We start from the raw sequence: 23,869 nt of genomic DNA, 5'->3' as shown, positions 1-23,869 counted from the left end.
CCAGCTAACAAAAAAGGGCAGCCAGCTGGCTGCCCTTCTTACATTGATGCGCAATCTACGAACGCGGATACTGGTCGCTGTTCACCCAGGCGTGATCCTTCTCCCAGGTAAATTTCCACAGACGTTTTGGACCCGCCATCACGTTGAGATAGTAGTTATCGTACCCGGCAATGGTTGCCACCGGATGATAGCCACGCGGCACCGTCACCACATCGCGGTTATACGGCGCCATGCACTCGTCGAGTGAACGGTCGTCGGTATAAACGCGCTGCATGGCGAAACCTGGCTCAGGATCGAAACGGTGATAGTAGGTCTCTTCCAGATAGGTTTCGTCCGGGCTGTTTTTCTGGTCGTGCTTGTGGCTGGGGTACGAACTGGTCGCGCCTTCATCGGTGTAGACTTCCACCACCAGCAGGCTGTCGGCCTCTTTATTGTCCGGCAGAATGTTGTGCACCAGACGCTGATTACGCCCTTTACCACGCTGCTCAACACCAACATCTTCCGGCGCAATCAGTCGCGCCGGCAGGTTGCCGCTGCTCGGTGCATTACACACCGCCAGCTCCAGATCGCTATCCGCATACACTTCCACTTCGTCGTTATGCGGTACGTAAACTGAGTAAGGCGGAGTGCGTTCAAACGGCGACAGACGTTTACCCAGATTCGGAAACTCGGCGTGACGGGTTTTCACCGACGCAAAGCCCGCCACCAGCACCAGACACAACTCTTTGTCGCCGCTACTCAGCTTCAGGCTCTGCCCTTTTTTCAGCAGATAGGCATCAAAGCCGACATATTCCCAGCCCGCGCTTTCCGGCGTGATGTGCTGGATGCGGCCGTTGCCGTCGGGTTTTTGCGCTTTCGAAATCAGAGACATCCTGTTCCTCCTTGTTGAGCGAAATTAGCCCAGCGTCGGCATGCTGAACTCAGATACGGTCTGCTGGCCGCTCGGCCAACGCACGGTGGCGGTTTTCATGCGGGTGTAGAAACGCACGCCGTCTGGACCGTGCACGTTCAGCGCACCAAATACCGAACGCTTCCAGCCGCCGAAGCTGTGGAACGCCATCGGAACCGGAACCGGCACGTTAACGCCAACCATGCCAGCTTCGACGTTTTGCACGAACTCACGCGCGGTGTAGCCGTTGCTGGTGAAGATGGCGCTACCGTTACCGAATTCGTGGCTGTTAACCAGCTGCAGTGCGCTGTCGTAATCGCTGGAACGCATGATGCTCAGCACCGGCCCAAAGATCTCTTCGCGCCAGATAGTCATATCCGACGTCACATTGTCGAACAGCGTGCCGCCAACGTAGTAACCTTCTGCATGGCCAGCAACCTGTATGCCGCGGCCATCAACCACCAGCTTCGCGCCTTCCTGCTCACCTTTGTCGATGTAGCCCAGCACTTTCTTCTGGTGCGCAGCAGAAACCACCGGCCCCATTTCATTCTCTTCGGCACCTTTCTGGATGCCAGGACCGACGCGCAGCGCTTTGATCAGCGGCGTCAGACGCGCAATCAGTTTGTCTGCGGTGTCGTCACCCACGGCAACCACAACCGGCAGCGCCATGCAGCGTTCACCCGCTGAACCAAACGCGCCGCCCATAATGGCGTTCACGGTGGCATCGAGATCGGCATCGGGCATCACGATGGCGTGGTTTTTCGCCGCGCCAAACGCCTGCACGCGTTTACCGTGGGCGCTGGCAGTTTTATAGATGTGCTCCGCTACGCCGGAAGAACCCACGAAGCTGACCGCGGCGATGCGCGGATCTTTGTACAGCTGCTCGGCATCTTCGTTAGACGAATGCACCACGTTGAATACGCCATCCGGCAGGCCCGCTTCTTTCAGCAGTTCGGCCATGCGCACAGATGCGGAAGGATCCAGCGCCGGTGGCTTGAGGATAAAGGTGTTGCCGCACGCCAGCGCGATGGGGAACATCCACAGTGGCACCATCGCCGGGAAGTTAAACGGGGTGATACCGGCGACAACGCCGACCGGCTGCATCAGCGAATAGCTGTCAACGCCGGTGCCCACGCTCGGTGAGTTCTCACCTTTAATCAGATGTGGAATACCGCAGGCATACTCGATCACTTCGATACCGCGCGTCAGTTCACCCAGCGCATCGGACCACACTTTACCGTGCTCAGACACGATCAGTGCCGCCAGCTCTTCGCGATGTTTTTCCATCAGCGCTTTAAAGTTGAACATCACACGGGCACGACGCAACGGCGCGGTTTTCGACCATTCCGGGAAGGCGGCATGCGCGACTTCAATCGCCTTTTCCACTTCAGCAGCGGTGCTCTGCGTCAGTTCACGCACGACTTTGCCGGTCGCCGGATCGTACACGGGAATGGTTTCATTGCTGGCGCTGTGGGTAATTTTGCCGCCGATAAAGTTTCCTACGATAGTCATGTCGTTGCCTCTTAGATGTGAAGTTCCCTGCAGATAGCCCGTTCGAACCGCGACGCTGCGTGTGCAGGCAATACTTAAAGCGTGCTATGAAGCTATCGTAATGAAATGAATTTTTCAAATACTTCTTTTTAGAAAATTTCCTTTTAGCGGCATGGATCGCATTTTTTCCGCCTGCGCTGACAGCCGGGTGTAAATCAGCCCGTAGCGCTGCACTGCTGGTGCTAAAGACTCGCCAAACCGCTCTGCCGCTAAGCCGTTGCCCGCACCGAATTTATGTCTGAAATCCAGCTTCCCCATGCAACGCGAAACGAAATATGAAATTTTTGCGAGGCAGATCCAATATCTGATATTTCATAATTCAATAATAATGAAATAAATGTTCTCTTTGCAGCACCTAATCCGTATCCGTTTACAGGAGCCGCACATGGCCATCGATCCGACCCGTTTCTGTATTAACCGTAAAATTGCGCCCAGGCTAACGCTGGAAGCCTTCTTTCAGCTGGTACAACGCCTGGGATTGAGCAAGGTTGAACTGCGTAATGACATGCAGAGCGGCAAGGTAACCGATGATCTCAGCGCGGCGCAGCTGCGCGCGCTAGCGGATAAGTACCACATTGAAATCGTGACGATTAACGCGCTCTATCCGTTTAACCGTGCCAATGAGTCGCTGCTGGCTAAAGCCGACGCGCTGCTACAGGAAGCTCAGGCCATCGGCGCAAAAGCGCTGGTGATGTGTCCGCTCAATGAAGGAGTTGAGATTTCGCCCCAGCAGACGCTGGAAGCGCTGCAGGTACTGGCGCCGCGCTTTGAAAAGTATGGCATTCAGGGGCTGGTTGAACCGCTGGGCTTCCCGGTCAGTTCGCTGCGCTCGGCGGTGCAGACGCAGCAACTGATTCAGCAAGCAAAAGTCCCGTTTAAGGTACTGCTCGATACCTTCCATCATCACCTGTATGAGAACGCCGAAAACGAGTTCCCGCAGGAGATTGATATCAACCATATTGGTCTGGTGCATTTATCCGGCGTGGAAGATACCCGCCCAACGGCGCAACTGACCGATGAACAACGCATCATGCTCAGCGACCGCGATGTGCTGAACAGCGTGGCGCAGGTGAAACGTCTGGAGATGTTGGGCTATAAAGGCGTGTATGCCTTTGAGCCGTTTTCATCCGAGCTGGAGACGTGGAAGCCAGCAGACATTGAGCGCCAAATTCGCTACAGCATTGAGTTGCTGCAAGCCTAAACGAACCCTTATCTGTGTCTAAACAAGGCACTTTTGTTAGTGTTGGCCTCGGTCGGAGGCCTTTTTTTATCCCCGTCATAATTTACGTGATAGCTGCGTTGGCCGCGATTGTGCGCCCCAGTCACTTACAAATGTAAGCTCCTGGGGACTTACAATCTTGCCGCCTTGCTCTGACGTAAATTATTTAGGGGATATCGGATTCACCGAGAACAACTACGCGTTCTCTTTAACCTCCACCATCGGCTCTTCCGGCATCCGCTTAATCATGCGCAGCGTGCAGAACAGCGCTAAACACACCAGCAGTGCGGTGAGGAAATAGACCAGCGACACGCCGGCATAACTCATGATGAAACCGGCGATCGGGCCGGTGATGCCCAGCGATAAATCCATAAACGCGGTATAAGTCGCGAGCGCGCTGCCCTGATTCTGCTGCGGCACCACTTTTACCGCCACCACGCCAATCGCCGGGAATACCAGCGAGAAACCCGCGCCGGTGAGGAACGCGCCCATCTTCGCCATCCACGGGTCGAATGAACCGGCCACCAGAAACAGGCCCATCGCTTCTACCGCAAAGCAGATACTCGCCACGCGCAAACCACCAAGCTTGTTGATGGCATTCGGAAACAGCAGACGCGTGCCGACGAACGCGGCGCTGAACATGGTCAACGCGAAGGCGGCACCATCCCAACCTTTATCCTGATAAAACAGCGTGATAAAGGTGGCGATCACGCCAAACCCGGCGGAACCCATCGCCAGAATCAGGCCGAAACCATACACCTTGCTCAGCACGTCACGGAACGGCAGCGGCTTGGCTTTGCTGCCTCTCACTGATGCGCGCGGCAGCGCCAGCGCAATTGCCAGCACACAAATGGCAATGATGATGCTGGAAAGCAGCAGCAAGCCGCCGCTGCGGAAAATCACCACGCCGAGCGGCGCACCAATCGCCATCGCGCCATAAGTGACAATGCCGTTCCACGAAATTACCCGGCCAATATGCAGCGAACCGACGCGCGCCACGCCCCACAGCGACGTACCGGTGCCGGAAAAACTCTGTCCGATGCCGAGAATCACGCGCCCCAGACACAGCAGCACCAGGCTCAGCACGCCCTGCCCATCGCTGAGCGCCGACAGCAAAATACAGATGCCGCTCAGCAAACAGCCGACTAGCCCCAGCACCACCACTTTTTTCGGCCCCCACAAATCGGCGAAGCGTCCCGCATGCGGGCGGCTTAGCAGCGTGGCGATGTATTGCAGGCTGATCACCAATCCAGCCCAGAAGGCGTTGTAGCCCAGTCCGTCATGGACAAAACCGGGCAGCACCGCCAGCGGCAAGCCGATGGTGAGATAGCTGGCAAAGTTGAACTTCACGATAGAAAGGATCAGTAAATTGAGGCGAAAACGACCGTGTTCAGATGCGGCGGCAGGCGAGTCAGGCATGAGTGATTGCGCTCGTGGGTGACGGAATTTTTATAACAAGAGGATAACTATACGCCATTTGGTTTTATCCGCATCAGTGAAATGCCCAGTTTTATGGTCATCATTTCGTCATATCGCGCTCGTAGACTCGCCCCCAATCAAATCCCAAAGAGGATAACAATCTGATGACGCCCCTGATTTCTCAGGCGCGCGTGCGTAACGCTCACGCCTTCGCGGGAGGTGGCCGATGACGCATGCCGCGCTGCCTATTGAACTGAAAAATCTCAGATGGTCGGTGGATAACCTGACTATTCTGCACGATCTCTCCCTGACCATTCCCGCAGGCGAAATTCTGGCGCTGCTCGGCCCGAGCGGCTGTGGCAAAAGCACGCTGCTGAAACTGCTGGCGGGTTTGCTGCAGCCCACCGCCGGCGAACTGTGGATCGGCCAACGCTGCGTGGCATCGCCGCACCACTGCGATGCGCCGGAAAAACGTAACCTTGGCATGGTGTTTCAGGATTACGCGCTGTGGCCGCACATGTCGGTGGCGCAAAACGTCGCCTTTCCGCTGCGTATGCGCGGCATGAAAAAAGCCGCCGCGCGGCAACAGGCCGATGCCGCACTGGCGCAGGTGGGCCTTGCGGATTTTGGCGATCGCAAACCGGCGCTGCTTTCAGGCGGCCAGCAGCAGCGCGTGGCGCTGGCGCGCGCGCTGGTGGCGAAACCGGCCATTCTGCTGTTCGACGAACCGCTCTCCAACCTCGACCGCGACCTGCGTGAAACTCTGGTTCACACCATGGCGGATTTGCTGCGCGCGGCGCGCATCACCGCTGTTTACGTTACGCACGATCGCGACGAAGCCAACACGCTGGCCGACCGCATCATTCACCTGGCGCAGGGCCAGATTGTTTCCGTTACTCACCTCTCAGGGGACTGCAATGCCATCTCTCAAGTCAGTTAAAACAGGAGCCATCAGCGCGATGATGTTGACTTCCGCCATCATGATCAACGACGCCCAGGCGCTGACTGTATACACCGCCGGTCCGGGTTCGCTGTCGAAAAGTCTTGCCGCCGGATTTGAAAAACAGACCGGCATCAAAGTGAATATTTTCCAGGCCACCACCGGCAAAGTGATGGCGCGTCTGGAAGCGGAACAGGCCAATCCGCAAGCCGACGTGCTGATCTCGGCTTCGTGGGATACCGCCGAAGATCTGCAACAGCGCGGCTGGCTGCTGCCGTTCAACAGCGCCAACGCGGCGAAGGTGCCGGAGCAGTTCAAAACCGCCAACTATGTCGCGCAAGGCATTTCCGCGCTCGGCATCGTGTGGAATACGCAAAGCAACACGCCAGAGCCGAAAACCTGGCAGGATCTCACCGCGCCCGCCTTCAAAGATAACGTCACCACGCCGGATCCGGCGCTGTCTGGCGCGTCACTCGATCTGCTGATTGGCCTGCAAAACAGCGAAGGCGAAAAAGCCTGGCAGCTGTTTGACCAGCTGAAAGCCAACGGCATGGTGATGAGCGGCCCCAACGCGCAGGCGGTGACGCCGGTGCTGCAAGGCGCGAAAGCGGCGGTGTTTGGCGCGGTCGATTACGTCACCTATAACAACATCGCGCAGGGCGAGAGCGTGAAGGTGATCTTCCCGGAAAACGGTACCGTGGTCGCGCCGCGTCCGATGATGATCCTGAAAAGCAGCCAACACGCAGATGATGCGAAGAAATTCGTCGATTACGTGCTGTCGGATGAAGGTCAGGAGCAAGTAGCGAAAGCCTGGCTGATGCCGGCGCGTACCGATATCAAAGCGCAACGTCCGCTATTCACTGAGATCAAGCTGTTACCGACTAATCAGGATGGCAGCAGCGAACGTTCGGCGGTGCTGAAGCGCTTTGGCGCACTTTTCGGACAGTAAGCGATGTCGCGTGCCCTGAATGGCGTGATTCTGCTGGCGTTATTGCTGCTGGTGGCGCTGCCGCTGCTGTTTATCGTGCTGCAAGCGCTGTTTCCCTACTTCGGCGAAGGTAGCTGGCGCGGTGTCTTTAGCGCTTTCCCGGCGCTACTGGACGATCCGCAGCTGACATCGATGTGGCTGGGCACGCTGAAAATCGGCGGCGGCGTGGCGCTGTGCAGTTTGCTGCTGGGCTTACCGCTCGGCGTACTGCGCGGCCTGTTCCGCCTGCCGGGCGCGGCGTTGTGGGATCTGCTGTTTCTGATCCCCTTTCTGACGCCGCCCTATATTGTGGCGCTGTCATGGACGCTGGCGCTGCAACGCAACGGCTATATCGAACAACTCACTGGCATCAACTTCGACAGCCTGCTGTTTAGCAGCAGCGGCATGATTGGCGTGATGACGCTGAACATCTTCCCGGTGGTCTATTTCGCGGTGTCGCGTTCGCTGCTGGCCAGCGGGCAACGTCTTGCCTGGGTGGCGCGCGTGCATGGCGCATCGGCGTGGCGCGGCTTCTGGCACATCACCTTGCCGCTCACCTTACCGGCACTGGCGGGTGGCGTGCTGCTGGCGTTTACGCTGGCGATTGAGGAGTACGGCGTGCCTGCGGCGCTCGGTGCGCAGGCGAAGCTGACGCTGATGACCGTCGGTATTGAAACCAAACTCGCCGACTGGCCGATCGATCTGCCTGGCGCAGCGTCGCTGTCACTGATGCTGAGCCTGATGGCGCTCACGGCGTGGCTGCTGCAGCGCAAACTGACCGGCAGCAGCGATGTGACGGCGGTTGGTGGCAAACCGGTGAGTCAGGAACTGGCGCATGCGGGACGCTTACAAATCTTAATGCTGCTGCCGTTTGCTGTCACCGTGCTGCTGGCGGTGGTGCTGCCGCTCGGCGCGATGACCCTGAGCGGCTTGCTGAATACGCTCTCCGGCGGATTACATCTGAGTAATCTGACGCTACGCCACTTCGGCGCGCTGTTCAGCCAGCAAGGCGATGCGCTGGCGGCCTTCTCCACCAGCATTGGCCTGGCGCTCGGCGCGGCGCTGCTGACCGGCGCGCTGGGTTTTCTGATCGCCTGGCGCGTATCGGAAGGGAAAACCCGTTTGCTGGCGATGATGGATGGCCTGGCGCTGCTGCCTGCGGCGATGCCCGGCGTGGTGGTGGGCGTGGGGTTGATTCTGCTGTGGAACCGCGGTTTCTGGCCGTTTTCGCCCTACAACACGATGTTTATTCTGCTGCTGTCGTACAGCTGTTTGCTGCTGCCGTGGCCGGTGCGTTATGTCAGTAGCGCGCTGCGCCAGCTGGCACCCACGCTGCAACCAGCGGCGCGCGTGCACGGCGCATCACGTGTGCGGGCGCTGCGTCTGATTGTGCTGCCGCTAGTCGCGCCCAGCCTGCTGGCGGCGATGATGATGGTGTTTGCCGTAGCGTCGCGCGAGCTGGTGACATCGCTGCTGCTGGCTCCGGCAGGCACGCAAACCGTGGCGATCTTTATCTGGCGTCAGTTCGAACAGGGCTCGGTGGGACAAGGTATGGCGATGGCCACGCTGACGCTTTGCGCCAGTTTGAGTTTGATGTTGGCGGCCACGGTGCTGATGCGGCGTCATGAAAAATAGTCATACATACCGTAGCGGCGTGATTCATCACGCATAAATATGACATTGATGATTAACATTATTTAAGCCGTGATTGTGAGTTTAACTGTCATCTTATCCACATATTTTAAAACCCATGTCCATGCCGCATTGACCTTACATTTTAAATGGGTAAATTATAGTTTCGATTAGGGATGATTTCTAACCGTAAGGAAACGGCATGTATCACAGTGATTTGATACTCAAGGGCATCAAAGCCGATGAGTTGATGGCGTCACAGCTTGAAAAAGCTCTTATAGGTGTAAAAGACCAGGTACTTCAGCAAGCCAGTAAAATTGGCGACGGAGCAACACGCTTGGTGTATTACACATCTTGCTTCACCGATAACTATCAAGATGTCTGTGCAAAGCTAAAAGAAGAAGACTTGCGCTTCCTGGATGGCATTGCCGAAGTGGTCAAAAGACGTGACATTATCTTTAGGCTGGTTCACATCTATTTTGAAGGAATTTTCAGATTCAAAACACGCGAACAACTTTCAGCAATCAATTCCGGTTTATTAAAAGCAGGCGTGATCATCTCCTCTAACACACTAAACAACCAGACTTTTGTCATTGGAATAACAACAGCTGTTTGCCTTGGCATAGGCTTTAACTCATCCATCGTCGCCTGGACAGGAAAGACCGCCGCGCTAACTGTTACCGGGCTAGGGCTATACGGCATCGTACAACAAGCTGCTGATAGTGCTGAAAGGCTTAGGCTGCAAGCGCCGATGTATTATCAAGCCCTGCACATGCAAAGACTCGAAATGATGTATTTCCTCGTCGAGCCGACTTTTATGAAAGCTCAAGCATTTGAGAGTGACATTACCAATGCAATAATTAACATGGTGAAGTAGGCATGCGTAATTTTCTAAAACAATGGTTAAAGGCGCAGGCATCATATTTCTTTTGGGGCTACGTTCCGCTTGTTTTAATTATTACTTTCGGTGTTTTTGCAGTAACGTACTTTCGCCCCTACGCACTTCAGGCCATAGGGGTTTTGATAATCATTACCTTTGCGTTTGTTGTCTGGTTTAACCGCCCTCGTTAAAATTAAAAGGAACTTAACTATGTCAACTCCAGCTCATTTATGGCTAACAGATGAAAACGGATCCCCTATCGCGGGTGGATGCCTGATGCCTACACGACTCGGCTCAATTGAAATGCGCACTCTAACGCATAACATATCGGTTCCAGCCGACAGACATACCGGAAAGTTAACAGCAGCAAGAATCCATGCCCCAATAGTTTTCCAGAAAGAATTTGACCAGACGACGCCATTATTATTTCGCGCGCTGTGTCAGGGCAGAATACTTAAATCAGCCACGATAAAAATGTATAGAATTAATGAGGCAGGAATTGAAACAGAATACTTTAACATTGTTCTTGAAAACGTAAAAATAACCAGCATTACTCCATCACTCGTACCAGCAGGCATAGCAAGCACACATATGGAAAATGTCGAGATTCGTTATGAAACTATTATGTGGAAATACGTCGATGGAAATATTCAGTTTAAAGATGGTTGGAATGAACGAATGATCGCTTAATTAAATAGTTAACACCTTACCTTGCTCGCTGTTTGTCTGTGCCGATGTTTAAATAAGTATTGATGTCGGCACGGTAAGCCGAGGTGTGAAAATTTCACAGCTACCGCTTGACGTTCATGCAGGTAGCTACGGATGTTGCGTGTTGTAAAAATTTCTCTTTATCTTAAAAAACAGATGGTTAATTTTCATCAACTACACTCTCCTGAGAAATTTTGTCTCAGGAGAGAGAATGAATAACCTGCTTCAGGAAAAAATTGGCCAGAACATCCTGGTAAAACTGGCGATGCTGGTGATTATTCTGGCGGGCATTCGCGCCGCCTCGGACATTCTGGTGCCCTTCTTACTCGCCAGCTTTTTAGCTATTGTGCTCAATCCGCTGGTTACGATGCTAATGCGACGCGGCGTCAAACGTGGCCTGGCGATTACGCTGGTGATCACCGTGATTTTTATCGTCGTACTGTTACTCATTGCTGTACTCGCCAGCTCGGCCAGTGACTTCAGCGATACCTATCCGCAAATCCGCGCCATGCTGGAGCAGAAACTGGCGGTGGTGCAACATTTTGCCGCGCGTTTTCATATCAACATCTCTACCGAAGCGCTGGCGGCACGCCTCGATCCCAACGTGGTGATGGACATGGCAACATCGGTGCTAAAACAGCTGTCCGGCGCGATGACCAACGTCCTGCTGCTGATCCTCACCGTGGTGTTTATGCTGTTTGAGGTGCGTCATCTGCCGTACAAGATGCGCAATGCGATGGTTAATCCGCAGATCCGTATCGCCGGTCTGCACCGCGCGCTGAAAGGTGTGACGCACTATCTGGCACTGAAAACATTGGTGAGTTTGATTACCGGCGTGGCCGTTTGGCTGTCGCTGCTGCTGCTCGGCGTGAAGTTCGCGCTGTTCTGGGGCGTGGTGGCGTTCATCCTTAATTTCATCCCCAACATTGGCCCGATCATCGCCGGTATTCCGCCATTTATTCAGGCGCTGGTGTTAAATGATATTTATGACGCCATGCTGGTGGCGGCGCTGTTCAGCGCGATTCATATGGTGTTCGGCAACATGCTGGAGCCAAGATTGATGGGGCGCGGGCTGGGACTCTCGACGCTGGTGGTGTTTCTGTCGTTGATTTTCTGGGGCTGGCTGCTGGGTCCGGTCGGCATGTTGCTGTCGGTGCCGCTCACCAGCGTGACCAAGATTTTGATGGAAACCACGCCGGGCGGAAGCCGATTGGCGATTATGTTGGGTAATGGACGGCCGGGTAAACGGGCGCGTTAAGGCTCTTTCACTCAAGGTCGCGCAATAAATTGCGCCGCTACAGATTCAGTGCATGCCGTAGCGGCGTGATTTTACGTTATTGCGTTTGAAACACGCTGTTGTCGGTAATCGCCTGGACATCAACTTTGTTTGGCAGGATGTTCAACTCGCTAAACAAGTCCGACACCTTCTGCACCTTCGCCACATCATCCGGCGTCACGCCACGTACACCGTGGGAAATACGCGCAGTAATCTGCTGCGCGTCCGCCGGTTGCAGGCGCGTTAACTGCGCATACACCTCGTTATACTGCTGCGGATGCGCCAGCGCCCACTCGCGCGCTTTGGCCAGACGATGGGTGAAATCCGCAATCGCCGCGCGCTTCGCGGGATCGTCGAGCGAGCTTTGCGTGGCGGTGACAAACGACAGCGCGGTTGTCAGCCCTTTGCCGTCACGCAGCAGACGCGCGCCATGCTTTTCCGCAATACCTAAATAGGGATCGAAGGTCGCCCATGCGGTAATCTGCCCGGAGTTAAACGCCGCGCTGGCGTCGGTTGGCAACACAAAACGCACCGGCACCGTATCACGTGGCACTTTCGCCTCTTCCAACGCCTCATACAGCAAGTGCTGCGAGATACTGCCGCGCGCCGACGAGACGACAACCTGCTTGCCAGCCAAATCTTTCACGCTGTGGATCGGCGAATCCGCGGGCACGATCAGCCCGTTCGAACCGGCGTCACCGACGTTGGTGGCGATGATCTTCAGCGGTACGCCGCCCGACGCCGCCATCAGCACCGGCAAATCGCCAGCGTACGAGGTATCGACCGCACCCGCACGCTGCGCTTCAAACAGCGGCGCCGCGCCCTGGAAATTCGCCCAGCGATAGTGATAAGGCGCGTCTTTCATGACATCTGCCGCTTCGATCAGCGAACGCAGATTGCGTGCCTGATCGCCCAGCACCAGCGTGACTTTACTCAAATCAGGCGCCGCCTGACTGCCAAACGCCGCGCACAGCAGCAGCGCAGAAACTACCGGTTTTAGCCATTTCAGCGGGGAGATTCTCAGAGTGCGTTGCGGTTGAGCTGGCGGATGTAAGCATCCCAGTGCAGCTGATATTTGCGATTACGGATGCTGTTATCAAACGCCTGCGCGGCTTTCTCTGAAACGGCGTCCGGCAAAATGATCAGATCCGCGCCACCCGATTGTGCCGCCAACTGTGCCTGGCAGGCGCGCTCGAGGTAATAGAGGTTATAGAAAGCTTCTTCAATGCTGCCGCCGCTGGTCAGCAGGCCGTGATTGCGCAGGATCAGCGCGTTAAGATCGCCGAGGTCGGCAACGATGCGCTGCTGCTCGTCGAGATCCAGCGCGATACCTTCGTAATCGTGATAGCCGAGGCGATTATGGAAACGCGTGCTGTGTTGCGAAATCATCAGCAGGCCGTTCCGCTGCGCCGAAACGCCAATGCCCGCCGCGGTGTGCGTATGCAGCACCGCATGGGCATCTGGCCGCGCGCGGTGAATCGCGCTGTGAATAACAAACCCGGCAAGGTTAATTCCCAGCCCGGTTGGGTCGTCAATAATATTGCCGTCGATGTCGATTTTAACCAGCGTTTCCGCCTGGATTTCATCGAAGGTTTGCCCGAAAGCGTTGATAAGAAAGTGCGGCTGATCGCCCGGTACGCGCAGGGAAAAATGGGTGTAAATATGGTCGGTCCAGCGTAGCTTCGCCGCCAGATGATAAGCCTGCGCCAGTTTGATGCGCGCCTGCCATTCGCCTTCGCTGATGCGCTGCCGTAATGATGTGACATCCAGGGTTTCCGTGCTCATTTCCGCTCCTCATTTCAGGTCAATGTGCTTACCTAACATCGTGGCATAGCGTTTTTGCCGCTGGGAAATGCCAATAACGGCAAAACAATGTCATTAAATGCAAAGTGAGATTGATCATTGACCTGTATCAGACCGGTTTATTCTTAAATCGCTACCCTACACAGCCCTGTGAAAATGGTATGCTGCTGACGCCGCAAGCGCAGCTTAAACCGACTGAGGATTGTCTGGTGCCACTGAAAAAACGACATCACGATTTTGATTGGGTCTTAATCGTTTGTGCCGGGTTGCTGCCATTGGTGCTCGGCATCCTTTGTACGGCCATCGAAGCGCGTCACACCGTCAGCCAACAGCAGATCTCAACCGCCAATACCTTGATTACTCAGGCTGAAAAGATGAGTGACAACGCCTGGAATATGATCACTGAGATGCGCCAGTATCAGTACCAGCCTTGTGCACAAATCGAAGATCAGCTGCAGCGCGCCGGTACGCTTAATCCCTATTTTCGATCCATTGGTATGCTGAAAGGCAATGACATCATTTGCTCGTCCGCCTTTGGCCTGCGGCATGGCACCCTGACCGAGATGATGATGCAGCCGCCGCCGATAACCGGCAAAGCCTGGTGGAGCATCTCGGTGCACGGAACGGTTGGCGTGCCGAATCGTCCGGCGGTGGTGTTTATGCGTCAGCTTCCCGATACCAGCGGTTTTTGGGCGGTCATCGACGGCCAATATTTGATGGATTTCATGAACGCCATTGGCGGTTCACGCGGTTACTACATGAGCCTGCAATTTAGCGGTGGCGCAGTGATCGCCAGCGGACCAGCTGACATGCAGCCAAAGCTGTATATGAAAAGTGAATCTTTTCAGGCCGACTCCAGCCGCTATCCCATCACCGTTAATGTAACCGTTCCGGCTTCTGAGCTGCTCAAAGCCTGGCGTCAGGCGCTGTTCATCTTCCTGCCGATGGCGGCGATTTTCTCGATTTTGCTGATGATCCTCACCGCCAATTGGCTGCGTCGTCGTATTTCCTGGCACGATGAGATTGGTCGCGCCATCCGCGCCCGCCAGTTCTCAGTGCATTATCAGCCGGTATACAGCAATACCTTGCACGCCTGCGCCGGTGTTGAAGCCTTACTGCGCTGGCAACGGCCCAACGGCGTGATGATTCGTCCGGATATCTTTATCAGCGCCGCTGAAGCCGAAGGGATGATTGTGCCGTTGACGCAGCATCTGCTGGAGTTGATGGCCGAAGATATCCAGAGCTGGCAGGTCGAGCCCGGATTTCACCTCGGGCTGAATCTGGCGGCGGAGCATCTGCAGCATGACGATTTCGTGGCCGATATTGAATTGTTTGCTGAGCGCATCAAAGATAAACAGCTGTGCATCACGCTGGAGCTGACCGAACGCAGCCTGATTGAAGAGGGTGAAAAGGTGGCGTGTAAACTGCGTCATTTGCGCGCGCAGGGCATGAAGGTGGCGATTGATGATTTCGGTACCGGCCACTGTTCACTGACCTACCTGCTCACCTTCCCGCTGGACTACCTGAAAATCGATCGCGGCTTTATCAATGCCATTGAAGGCCTCGACGTAGAAACACCGGTGCTGGATGCGATTATTAATCTGTGCCACAAGCTGGAACTGGATGTGCTGGGCGAAGGCGTCGAGACCGCAACACAATTTGAGTACCTGCGGCAGCGTGGTGTGATATTTATTCAGGGCTACTATTATGCCCGTCCGCTGGATAATGACCGGCTGCGTGCCTGGCTCAGCGAGCAAGGGCACAAGCCACTTCTCGTTGAGGAACATTATGAGCCTGAACTGCATCATTCTTGATGACTACCAGAACGTCGCCCAGTCGCTTGCCGATTGGGCGTCTCTCGCCCCGCTGGTGCACACCACTTCCCTGACTGAACATTTCGCCGACCAGGATGAATTGGTTAAGCGCATCGCGCACGCCGATATTTTGGTGGTTATGCGCGAACGCACGCCGCTCAGCGCCGAGCTGATTGGCCGCTTGCCCAATCTGAAAATGGTAGTCACTTCCGGCATGCGTAATGCCTCCATCGATTTACATGCCTGCGCGGAACGCTATATCGCGGTGTGCGGTACCGCCAGCAGCAGCGCGGCACCGCTGGAACTGACGTGGGGATTGTTGCTGGGATTGGCGCGCCATATCGTGCCGGAGAATCAGGCGCTGCGCAGCAACGGCGCGTGGCAGCACACCGTTGGCATGGGCCTGCAGGGCAAAACGCTGGGATTACTTGGATTGGGTAAAATCGGCGGCGAGATGGCAAAAGTGGCGCAGGCGTTCGGGATGCGCGTGTGTGCGTGGAGCCAGAATTTAACCGCCGAACGTGCCGCCGAATGTGGCGCAGAACGTTCGCCATCGCTGGCTGCGCTGCTCAGTAGCAGCGATGTGGTGTCCATTCATCTGGTATTGAGCGAGCGCTCACGCCATTTAATTGATGCAGCGGCGCTGACGCAGATGAAGCCCGGCGCGCTGCTGATTAACACATCGCGCGCCGGCATTGTCGATCAACAGGCGATGATCGCCGCGCTGCAATCGGGTCAGTTAGCCGGTGCGGGATTAGATGTGTTTGAACAGGAGCCGCTGCCCGCCGATCATCCGCTGCGTCAGCTGCCGAACGTGCTGGCGACGCCGCATCTCGGCTATGTCGCCGACAGCAATTATCGCACCTACTTCACGCAGGCGGTGGAAGATATTCAGGGATGGTTAACGGGTGCGCCACTGCGCTCGCTGCTCTGAACGGCCTGCGCGCCGTTTTTCCGCAATGCGCAGCGCCACTTCAAGGCTGTCTTCCGCCAGCGCGCCATTCGGCACATCGCGCTGGGCATTGAGACGTTGATTAATGCGCTCCAGCGTCGGCGTTAACTGCCCCACCAACTGCTGATATTCATCAAGCTGCGTGATGGGTTGGTTACATGCGATGCTGGTTTGCGTCAACCGTTGCAGCTGACGCAAGCTCTCGGTCGCCTGGCGGGAGAGTAATCCGGCCTGACGCCAGCTTTTCAGGCGCTGCAGCAGTTCATCGGGTTGTTGCGCCAATAATGCCAGCTGCGCATCGGTTCGTTCGCCACAGTTAATCCACGCCACCGAGCTAATGGAAACGGCAGTCGTACGCTGTGCCGCAGGCACAAGATTGATAAGATTGCTTTCTACACTGTCGCTCATCGACAGCCAGGGATTCTTAAAAGAATGGGCGTTTATCCTCGACATGAACACTCCACCAAAGCACGGCGGCAGAGTATTACCCAATGTTTTGGAGCTGGCAAGCAGAGGTTGCCGCCTCGCTTAATGGTAAGTTTTTCTTATTTATGTGCGCATCAATCAGGTATGGCAATAAAGCCGCGGCATACCAGAATAATTGATTATTTGATCGCCATTGGGGAGTTGATACATCTGATAATAATCACTGTGGGATTCTCGCGCCGAGGTGAAAAGTATCTGCGCAGCGAGTGGCTCGGGCACCGTATCATCGGCCATCGCCTGCACTTTACGGGTATTCACCAGCATAAAATCGCCCTGACGATGCCAGCTACTGACAGAAACGCGATTTAAGCGATATTGGCGATCCGGCAATGTTACCGTGCCGATTAGCGTTGATGCGCCGCTACCATCCGCTTTAAAACGTGTGCGTACCGTCGCATCCAGCGTACCCGTTGGCTTCCCTTCATTATCAATGCGATAGGGAACATCACACCATTCGGGTACCACAACGGTTGGGCGGACCAACAGCACCCACGCCCAGGGAAGAATGAACGCAATAATAACAACCAATGTGAGTAATGACTTACGCATCAGGTAGCTCCTGATTAGATATCAACCATGAAATACATTCATTATTCTTTTGCTCGATGGGTTGGAGGCAAAGGAAAGCACTGCTGAAGGCACGAATGCGTGAACGGTTGATGTACAGCAACGGCGGGACTGAGCCATCCGGCAGGCGCGGTTTTAACTCGCGGAATCGGCGCATAGCATCCTGAACGACAAAAGAATCGGCAGAAAGTCTTTCATTGATAAAGACCTGCGTCTGCGCTTCCTGACCATAAAATTTAAATTGCATGCCATCATGTTCGGTTGGCGCAAACTCCTGACGGATAATCAGTGCCAGCGCCACATTTAGCAGTAATAATCCCGCCAGTACGCCACGCCACAGCCAGGATTTTTTCTTCACGGCGACCGCTTTCACAGCAGGTTCGGGCTGCACCGTGACCGGCTTTTCAGCTTCAGCAGCAGGCGTAGCGACCTCATTGAAGGATTCGACATCGACCTGCTCGGCCAGCACGCAGCCAATCAGCGGCACCTGATGTACCAATGCACCTGGCGCGTGCGCCTGCTGCGCCAGACGATTGATCTCAGCAATGGTCAACGTTAAGCGATCGGCAAAGGGGATCTCAGAAGGTTCGCGCTGAAACAGCACATGCAATGCCTGATTACGCACCAGCTTGCCTTGGGCATTGAGCACGCGACGTAATACCGCGCTTTGCAGCGGACTTAATGCCACGCGTTGAGCGGGAGAATTGAGTGGATAAAACACCTGTTGGTCGGCATCAAAACAGAGACTTTTGGCAAATAAAACAAAGCGCGCCATATGAAACCTGATTTCCAAAAAAGCAACTCACGCAAGTATATGTAGTTTCGCGAGATGGCGCACGCTTACTGCAAATCGCTGCGTGAAATTGTGGCCTTTTTTCGACGCGTTTTAAGCGCTAACAGGCCACAGCATTAGCTAAAAAATAGCCAGTTAATGGTGAGAACATGACAAATATCACACAAAATCGGTATACTCTGTCGCGGTTGGCAATCATTACTTTCCTAATAATTGCCCGGCAGGGCAGGGAAAAAGCGTTATTTCCCCGTTATGCTTTAATTTTCTCAACGCCGCGGACTGTTGGCATTGTTTGAGTCCGCAGCGTTGAGGATTTTTCGAATTCCAATACAGGGTATCTGCATGAAACTACGTAGGAAGCGTGTAAAACCTATCGGGATTGATGATGTCACCATTATCGATGACTCCCGTTTACGTAAAGCCATTACCGCGGCTTCGCTGGGCAACGCGATGGAATGGTTTGATTTTGGTGTTTATGGCTTTGTGGCTTACGCGCTGGGTAAGGTGTTCTTCCCGGATGCTTCTCCAAGTGTACAGATGATTGCTGCACTGGGTACGTTCTCAGTTCCGTTCCTGATTCGTCCACTCGGTGGTTTGTTCTTCGGCATGTTGGGCGATAAATATGGTCGCCAGAAAATCCTTTCTATTACCATCGTTATCATGTCGATCAGTACCTTCTGTATCGGCTTGATACCGTCCTATGCCTCAATTGGTATTTGGGCACCGATTCTGCTGCTGTTGGCAAAAATGGCGCAGGGCTTCTCGGTCGGCGGTGAATATACCGGTGCATCGATCTTCGTTGCCGAGTACTCGCCTGACCGCAAGCGCGGCTTTATGGGCAGCTGGCTTGATTTCGGCTCCATCGCCGGTTTTGTGCTCGGTGCGGGCGTCGTGGTGCTGATCTCCACCATTATCGGTGAAGAGAAATTCCTCGAGTGGGGCTGGCGTATTCCGTTCTTTATTGCGCTGCCGCTCGGCATTATCGGTTTGTATCTGCGTCATGCCCTGGAAGAAACGCCGGCGTTCCAGCAACACGTTGACAAGCTGGAACAAGGCGACCGTGAAGGTCTGCGCGACGGCCCGAAAGTGTCGTTTAAAGAGATCGCGACCAAACACTGGAAAAGCCTGTTGGCCTGTATCGGTCTGGTGATCGCCACCAACGTGACCTATTACATGCTGCTGACCTACATGCCGAGTTACCTGTCACATAACCTGCACTACTCGGAAGATCACGGCGTATTGATCATCATCGCCATTATGATGGGTATGTTGTTTGTGCAGCCAGTAATGGGCATGCTGAGTGACCGCTTTGGACGTCGTCCGTTTGTCATCATCGGCAGTATCGCCCTGTTTGCCTTCGCGATTCCGGCCTTTATGCTGATTAACAGTGGCGTGCTGGGTCTGATTTTTGCCGGTCTGTTGCTGATGGCTGTGATCTTAAACGCCTTTACCGGTGTAATGGCATCCTCGCTACCTGCGATGTTCCCAACCCACATTCGCTACAGCGCATTAGCAAGTGCCTTCAATATTTCGGTGCTGATTGCCGGTCTAACGCCGACATTCGCCGCTTATTTAGTGGAAGCCACTAACAATCTGTATATGCCGGCTTACTACCTGATGGTTGTCGCGGTGATTGGTTTGATTACCGGTATCTTCATGAAAGAGACCGCCAATAAGCCGCTGCGCGGTGCCACGCCAGCCGCGTCGGACATGGATGAAGCACGTGAGATCCTGCAGGAGCATCACGACAACATCGAGCAGAAAATCGAAGATATTGATGACGAGATCGCCAAGCTTGAGGCGAAACGTAAAAACCTGGTGCAGCAGCATCCGGACATCAACGAGTAATCTTCCCTACTCCCGCCGCCCGGCGGGAGTTTTCGTTTCCGCACACAATCCTTCATGCGCAGCCGCGAAAAGGGGTAAACTATTGCCACTTTTTTAACCTGCATAAGTTGTAGAGCATGTCTGAATTTAATCTGATCCAGCGCCCAAGAAGGCTGCGCAAAAGCGCGTCAATGCGCGAAATGTTCCAGGAATCTCACCTCAGCATCAACGATTTGGCACTACCAATTTTCGTTGAAGAAGGCGTGGACGATTATGTGCCCATTAACGCCATGCCGGGCGTGGTGCGTATTCCCGAGAAACGTTTAGCTTATGAGATTGAACGTATTGCCAAAGCGGGCATTCGTTCAGTGATGACCTTCGGTATTTCCCACCACACCGACGCCACCGGCAGCGATGCCTGGAATGAAAACGGTTTAGTGGCGCGTATGTCGCGTATCTGCAAAGACACCGTGCCAGAAATGATCGTGATGTCTGATACCTGCTTCTGCGAATACACCAGCCACGGCCATTGCGGCGTGCTGTGCGATCACGGCGTCGATAACGACCAAACGCTGATTAACCTCGGCAAGCAAGCCGTGGTTGCGGCACAAGCCGGCGCAGACTTTATCGCTCCTTCTGCCGCGATGGATGGCCAGGTGAAAGCCATTCGCCAGGCGCTCGACGCCGCCGGCTTCACCGATACCGCCATCATGTCTTATTCGACGAAGTTCGCGTCCTCCTTCTACGGCCCGTTCCGTGAAGCCGCAGGCACCGCGCTGAAAGGCGATCGTAAGACTTACCAGATGAATCCGATGAACCGCCGTGAAGCGCTGCGCGAGTCGCTGCTTGATGAAGCGGAAGGTGCAGATTCTCTGATGGTAAAACCGGCTGGCGCTTACCTCGATATCCTGCGCGATATCCGCGAACGCACCACGCTGCCGCTCGCTGCGTACCAGGTGAGCGGTGAGTACGCGATGATCAAATTCGCCGCGCAGGCGGGTGCCATCGACGAACGTAATGTGGTTCTGGAGAGCCTTGGCGCGATTAAACGTGCCGGCGCGGATCTCATTTTCAGCTATTTTGCCCTTGATCTCGCTGAGCAAAAAGTGCTCTGATTATCGTTACGCCTGGCATCGGACATCGCATACCGTTGCCAGGCGCTTTCAGCCTTTGTGGCTTAAATACCAGTGTTTCTGTAATTCCATAATTAATAAGAGTAACGCGATGAAAGCACCTGCACTGCCTGCGGACGAGTCATATCGTCTGGCCCAGTTACGTGCGCTCAACATTCTGCACACGCCTGCCGAAGAGCGTTTCGACCGTTTAACCCGCCTTGCCCGTCGTTTGTTTGGTGTACCCGTTGCGCTGGTCAGCCTGCTGGAAGAGGACCATCAGTGGTTCAAATCCACTGCGGGTTCAAGCGATATCACCGCACCGCGCAATACCTCTTTCTGTGGCCACGCCGTGCTGCAGGATGATGTGATGGTGGTAGAAAACGCGCTTGATGACGAGCGCTTCTTCGATAATCCACTGGTTAAAAATGCCGAAAATCCGGTGCGTTTCTACGCCGGTTGCCCATTGCGCACGCCGGCTGGTGCGAAAGTCGGCACCTTGTGCATTATCGATCATCATGCGCGCCAGTTCGATGCGGATGATATCCATACATTGCGTGATTTAGCCGCAATGGCGGAAGCGGAGCTGGTGGCGTTCCAGACCGCAACATCCGATGAACTGACGCAAATCACCAACCGCCGTGGCTTTATGACGCTCGGCCAGCTGGCGCTGAATGAGTGCCAGCTGAAGCAGTTACCGGCCAGCCTGACTTTCCTCGATCTCGATCGCTTTAAAGCCATTAACGATACGCTCGGTCATCGCGAAGGCGACCGCGCATTAATGGACTTTGCCAACGCCATGAAGGTGAGTTTTCGCCATGCGGATATCTTTGCTCGTTTGGGCGGCGACGAATTTGTGGTGCTGTTTAATGGCTTGCAGCAAGCCGATGCCGAAGGTGTGTTGGCGCGCTTTGATGGTTTCCTGCAACAGCAAACCCAGAACCTCGAGCGCCGCTACGCTCTGCACTTCTCATCGGGCATTGTTGAGTTCGATCCCGATCATCCGCAGTCGCTGGAACAGCTGCTGGAAGGTAGCGACGAACGGATGTACGCCGCTAAGAACGGGAAAAAGAAGTTGAGTTGATGTTGGTCGCCGTGAATGGCGACCCTGCAATTAATGACCCACTAAATCCGTGATCAATGCCTGATTAAACGTCTGCGGTTCTTCCATCTGCGGCGCGTGCCCCATGCCCGGGAATTCGATTAAGCGTGCGCCGGGAATCAGTTGCGCCACCTGCTTACCCAATACATTGTAATGCCCGAGTTTTGCTTTCACTTCCGGCGGCGCGATATCACTGCCAATCGCCGTGGTATCTGCGGTGCCAATCATCAACGTGGTCGGCACGCGTAGATCTTTAAACTCGTAATACACCGGCTGAGTGAAAATCATGTCGTAGATGAGCGCCGAGTTCCACGCCACTTTCTTGTGGCCTGGCCCACTATTTAGCCCAGCCAGCATATCGACCCATTTGTCATACTCCGGCTTCCACTGGCCGCTGTAATATGTCTGCTGTTCATATTTCTTGATGCCCGCCGCATCCAGCTTGAGTTCACGCTGATACCACTGATCCACCGAGCGCCACGGCGCGCCTTTGGCTTTCCAGTCTTCTAAGCCGATGGGATTGACCAGCACCAGCTTCTGCGTTTGTCTGGGATACATCAGCGCATAGCGCGTCGCCAGCATGCCGCCGGTCGAGTGCCCAACCATAATGGCGTTGTCGATACCCAGTTGCTGCAACAGTTGATGGGTGTTCTGTGCCAGTTGCTGGAAGGTGTATTGATAGTTAGCTGGTTTAGTTGAGCTGCAGAAGCCAATCTGATCTGGCGCGATGACGCGATAACCTTTCTGGCTCAGCGCTTTGATGGTGTCATCCCAGGTTGCGCCACAGAAGTTCTTGCCGTGCATCAGCACCACGGTTTCACCGTTGGCCTGCTGCGTAGGTTTGACATCCATATAACCCATACTCAGCGCTTGCTGCTGCGAGGAGAAGTTAAAGTGCTGCAGCGGATAGGGATAGTTAAAGCCTTCGAGCTGTTCACCATACACATTGGCGGCGAGCGCCGGAGCAACAGCGCCTAACGCCACTGATGCCAGAATCACGGCAAGTGACTGTTTTGGTTTGAAACGAAAACCCATTAGGTGATTCCTCAACAGTGAAAACCTTCAGTGTGGCACGTTAATCCGCGTTAAGTATTGATGAGGTGTGCCGCCAGAAAGCACACCTTTTACTATTAAGCGCCGCGAAGCGATGAAAAATTTGAGTTAATAATAACGCCCGTTATTACGATAAATACTCAACATCATCACAACAAGAAAACCTGTAAATTCACGAAAACCAAGACCAGTCTTGATGACAAATATTAAAACAGCCAAATAACCAGAAAACTTTACATTAATTGCAGATTGGAAAGATTAATTAAATTACACTCTGCCACTGTTAATGGAGGACTATGATGACACAGCAAAAATATAATGAAGGGGTAATTGATTCGGTAACCGAATGGATTATGGCTAATCTGGATCAGCGTTTAACGATTGATGATATTGCACTGAAGTCTGGCTATTCGAAATGGTATTTACAGAAACTGTTCGCCCGCTATCATAATGAGACGCTGGCACGCTACATCCGAAAAAAGAAACTGGCTCATTGCATTAATGACTTAAAAGACAGCAATGTGCCAATTATCAGCCTGGCAGTGAAATATCATTTTGAAAGCCAGCAATCTTTCACGCGCTCATTTAAACATGTGCTGGGCTGCACGCCTCTTTATTGCCGTAAGCGCCAGATGGATGAGGAAACCAAACTTGCAATGCGTGAAAGTAGCGATCCCTGTGTGCTTTGCCGTCAGGCGGGATTTGACGCCACGGAACGCAATAAAGCAATTATCACGCCCGCGGTACGTAACGATAAATATATACCGCGAATTGGTTGTGCGATGCGTTGATAAATAATTGACTCTTTTTTTGGCGCCATTTGACGCCAACAGACTTCCTCATTCCAATTCATGAACGCTTTAATTGAATAGAAACGGA

Annotated in this window: 22 protein-coding genes; 13 read left to right on the top strand and 9 right to left on the bottom strand. The window is 54.3% G+C overall.

Annotated elements, in window-relative coordinates; translation table 11 throughout:
* Window positions 1-55: 55 nt before the first annotated feature.
* Together iolB and KVT28_RS20720 are read right to left on the bottom strand one after the other, a co-directional pair.
* Complete coding sequence (gene iolB / locus KVT28_RS20725; RefSeq protein WP_217549896.1) at window positions 56-871, bottom strand: 5-deoxy-glucuronate isomerase; 816 nt, start codon at window positions 869-871, stop codon at window positions 56-58.
* A 24-nt stretch (window positions 872-895) separates the two neighbouring features.
* Window positions 896-2,401 (bottom strand): CoA-acylating methylmalonate-semialdehyde dehydrogenase, encoded by a 1,506-nt coding sequence (locus KVT28_RS20720; RefSeq protein ID WP_217549894.1) that lies wholly within the window; start codon window positions 2,399-2,401, stop codon window positions 896-898.
* A 424-nt stretch (window positions 2,402-2,825) separates the two neighbouring features.
* Here KVT28_RS20720 and KVT28_RS20715 point away from each other — a divergent pair, with 424 nt between their 5' ends.
* On the top strand, window positions 2,826-3,641 hold the full coding sequence (locus KVT28_RS20715) for a TIM barrel protein (RefSeq protein WP_217549892.1): 816 nt from the start codon (window positions 2,826-2,828) through the stop codon (window positions 3,639-3,641).
* A gap of 213 nt (window positions 3,642-3,854) precedes the next feature.
* Here the strand turns inward: KVT28_RS20715 and KVT28_RS20710 are convergent, their stop codons facing one another.
* A complete protein-coding gene (locus KVT28_RS20710) occupies window positions 3,855-5,078 on the bottom strand; it encodes an MFS transporter (protein WP_217549890.1) in 1,224 nt (407 codons plus the stop codon).
* A gap of 226 nt (window positions 5,079-5,304) precedes the next feature.
* On the opposite strand from KVT28_RS20710, the gene KVT28_RS20705 reads away from it, so the two are divergent.
* From KVT28_RS20705 to KVT28_RS20680, 6 genes are all read left to right on the top strand, one after another.
* Complete coding sequence (locus tag KVT28_RS20705; RefSeq protein WP_192414799.1) at window positions 5,305-6,018, top strand: ABC transporter ATP-binding protein; 714 nt, start codon at window positions 5,305-5,307, stop codon at window positions 6,016-6,018.
* Entirely contained in the window at window positions 5,996-6,967 is a 972-nt protein-coding gene (locus tag KVT28_RS20700) for an ABC transporter substrate-binding protein (protein ID WP_206098216.1), read from the top strand. The genes KVT28_RS20705 and KVT28_RS20700 overlap by 23 nt, the downstream gene beginning before the upstream one ends.
* Before the next feature lie 3 nt (window positions 6,968-6,970).
* The gene (locus tag KVT28_RS20695) at window positions 6,971-8,620 is read left to right on the top strand and encodes an iron ABC transporter permease (RefSeq protein ID WP_217549888.1); all 1,650 of its coding nucleotides are present in this window, start codon (window positions 6,971-6,973) and stop codon (window positions 8,618-8,620) included.
* 199 nt (window positions 8,621-8,819) lie between these two features.
* Window positions 8,820-9,494, top strand: coding sequence for a hypothetical protein (locus KVT28_RS20690; RefSeq protein WP_101762701.1), 675 nt, complete (start codon window positions 8,820-8,822; stop codon window positions 9,492-9,494).
* A gap of 213 nt (window positions 9,495-9,707) precedes the next feature.
* Window positions 9,708-10,187 (top strand): type VI secretion system tube protein TssD, encoded by a 480-nt coding sequence (locus tag KVT28_RS20685; protein WP_101762703.1) that lies wholly within the window; start codon window positions 9,708-9,710, stop codon window positions 10,185-10,187.
* A 229-nt stretch (window positions 10,188-10,416) separates the two neighbouring features.
* Window positions 10,417-11,463: an AI-2E family transporter gene (locus KVT28_RS20680; protein WP_101762704.1), complete on the top strand. Its 1,047-nt coding sequence runs from the start codon at window positions 10,417-10,419 to the stop codon at window positions 11,461-11,463.
* A 76-nt stretch (window positions 11,464-11,539) separates the two neighbouring features.
* Here the strand turns inward: KVT28_RS20680 and KVT28_RS20675 are convergent, their stop codons facing one another.
* Together KVT28_RS20675 and KVT28_RS20670 are read right to left on the bottom strand one after the other, a co-directional pair.
* Window positions 11,540-12,418 carry an ABC transporter substrate-binding protein gene (locus tag KVT28_RS20675; protein ID WP_254633600.1) on the bottom strand — a complete coding sequence of 293 codons (879 nt, stop codon included), beginning with the start codon at window positions 12,416-12,418 and terminating at the stop codon, window positions 11,540-11,542.
* 83 nt (window positions 12,419-12,501) lie between these two features.
* The gene (locus KVT28_RS20670; protein WP_101762706.1) at window positions 12,502-13,266 is read right to left on the bottom strand and encodes a class II aldolase/adducin family protein; all 765 of its coding nucleotides are present in this window, start codon (window positions 13,264-13,266) and stop codon (window positions 12,502-12,504) included.
* A 227-nt stretch (window positions 13,267-13,493) separates the two neighbouring features.
* Here KVT28_RS20670 and KVT28_RS20665 point away from each other — a divergent pair, with 227 nt between their 5' ends.
* Window positions 13,494-15,098 (top strand): EAL domain-containing protein, encoded by a 1,605-nt coding sequence (locus tag KVT28_RS20665; RefSeq protein ID WP_217549886.1) that lies wholly within the window; start codon window positions 13,494-13,496, stop codon window positions 15,096-15,098.
* Window positions 15,073-16,032 carry a D-2-hydroxyacid dehydrogenase family protein gene (locus KVT28_RS20660; protein ID WP_217549884.1) on the top strand — a complete coding sequence of 320 codons (960 nt, stop codon included), beginning with the start codon at window positions 15,073-15,075 and terminating at the stop codon, window positions 16,030-16,032. The genes KVT28_RS20665 and KVT28_RS20660 overlap by 26 nt, the downstream gene beginning before the upstream one ends.
* Here KVT28_RS20660 and KVT28_RS20655 read toward each other — a convergent pair.
* The 3 genes from KVT28_RS20655 to KVT28_RS20645 form a co-directional block, all read right to left on the bottom strand.
* On the bottom strand, window positions 16,000-16,503 hold the full coding sequence (locus KVT28_RS20655) for a hypothetical protein (RefSeq protein ID WP_217549882.1): 504 nt from the start codon (window positions 16,501-16,503) through the stop codon (window positions 16,000-16,002). The genes KVT28_RS20660 and KVT28_RS20655 overlap by 33 nt on opposite strands.
* 111 nt (window positions 16,504-16,614) lie before the next feature.
* Window positions 16,615-17,085, bottom strand: coding sequence for a hypothetical protein (locus KVT28_RS20650; RefSeq protein WP_101762709.1), 471 nt, complete (start codon window positions 17,083-17,085; stop codon window positions 16,615-16,617).
* On the bottom strand, window positions 17,078-17,878 hold the full coding sequence (locus KVT28_RS20645) for a hypothetical protein (protein ID WP_217549880.1): 801 nt from the start codon (window positions 17,876-17,878) through the stop codon (window positions 17,078-17,080). Before KVT28_RS20645 ends, KVT28_RS20650 begins: the two co-directional genes overlap by 8 nt.
* Window positions 17,879-18,238: 360 nt before the next feature.
* On the opposite strand from KVT28_RS20645, the gene proP reads away from it, so the two are divergent.
* From proP to KVT28_RS20630, 3 genes are all read left to right on the top strand, one after another.
* A complete protein-coding gene (gene proP / locus KVT28_RS20640; RefSeq protein ID WP_101762711.1) occupies window positions 18,239-19,744 on the top strand; it encodes a glycine betaine/L-proline transporter ProP in 1,506 nt (501 codons plus the stop codon).
* Between the two features lie 116 nt (window positions 19,745-19,860).
* The gene (gene hemB, locus KVT28_RS20635; RefSeq protein WP_101762712.1) at window positions 19,861-20,838 is read left to right on the top strand and encodes a porphobilinogen synthase; all 978 of its coding nucleotides are present in this window, start codon (window positions 19,861-19,863) and stop codon (window positions 20,836-20,838) included.
* 109 nt (window positions 20,839-20,947) lie between these two features.
* Window positions 20,948-21,919: a diguanylate cyclase gene (locus KVT28_RS20630; RefSeq protein WP_101762713.1), complete on the top strand. Its 972-nt coding sequence runs from the start codon at window positions 20,948-20,950 to the stop codon at window positions 21,917-21,919.
* Window positions 21,920-21,949: 30 nt separating this feature from the next.
* Here the strand turns inward: KVT28_RS20630 and KVT28_RS20625 are convergent, their stop codons facing one another.
* Window positions 21,950-22,972: an alpha/beta fold hydrolase gene (locus tag KVT28_RS20625; RefSeq protein ID WP_101762714.1), complete on the bottom strand. Its 1,023-nt coding sequence runs from the start codon at window positions 22,970-22,972 to the stop codon at window positions 21,950-21,952.
* A gap of 317 nt (window positions 22,973-23,289) precedes the next feature.
* Between KVT28_RS20625 and KVT28_RS20620 the strand changes: the two genes are divergently transcribed.
* A complete protein-coding gene (locus tag KVT28_RS20620) occupies window positions 23,290-23,781 on the top strand; it encodes a helix-turn-helix domain-containing protein (protein WP_101762715.1) in 492 nt (163 codons plus the stop codon).
* Window positions 23,782-23,869: the final 88 nt, after the last annotated feature.

Origin of the sequence: Pantoea sp. GbtcB22, assembly GCF_019091025.1 — a bacterium.
GTDB lineage: Bacteria > Pseudomonadota > Gammaproteobacteria > Enterobacterales > Enterobacteriaceae > Pantoea > Pantoea leporis.
This window is presented reverse-complemented; position numbering and strand designations above follow the sequence as displayed.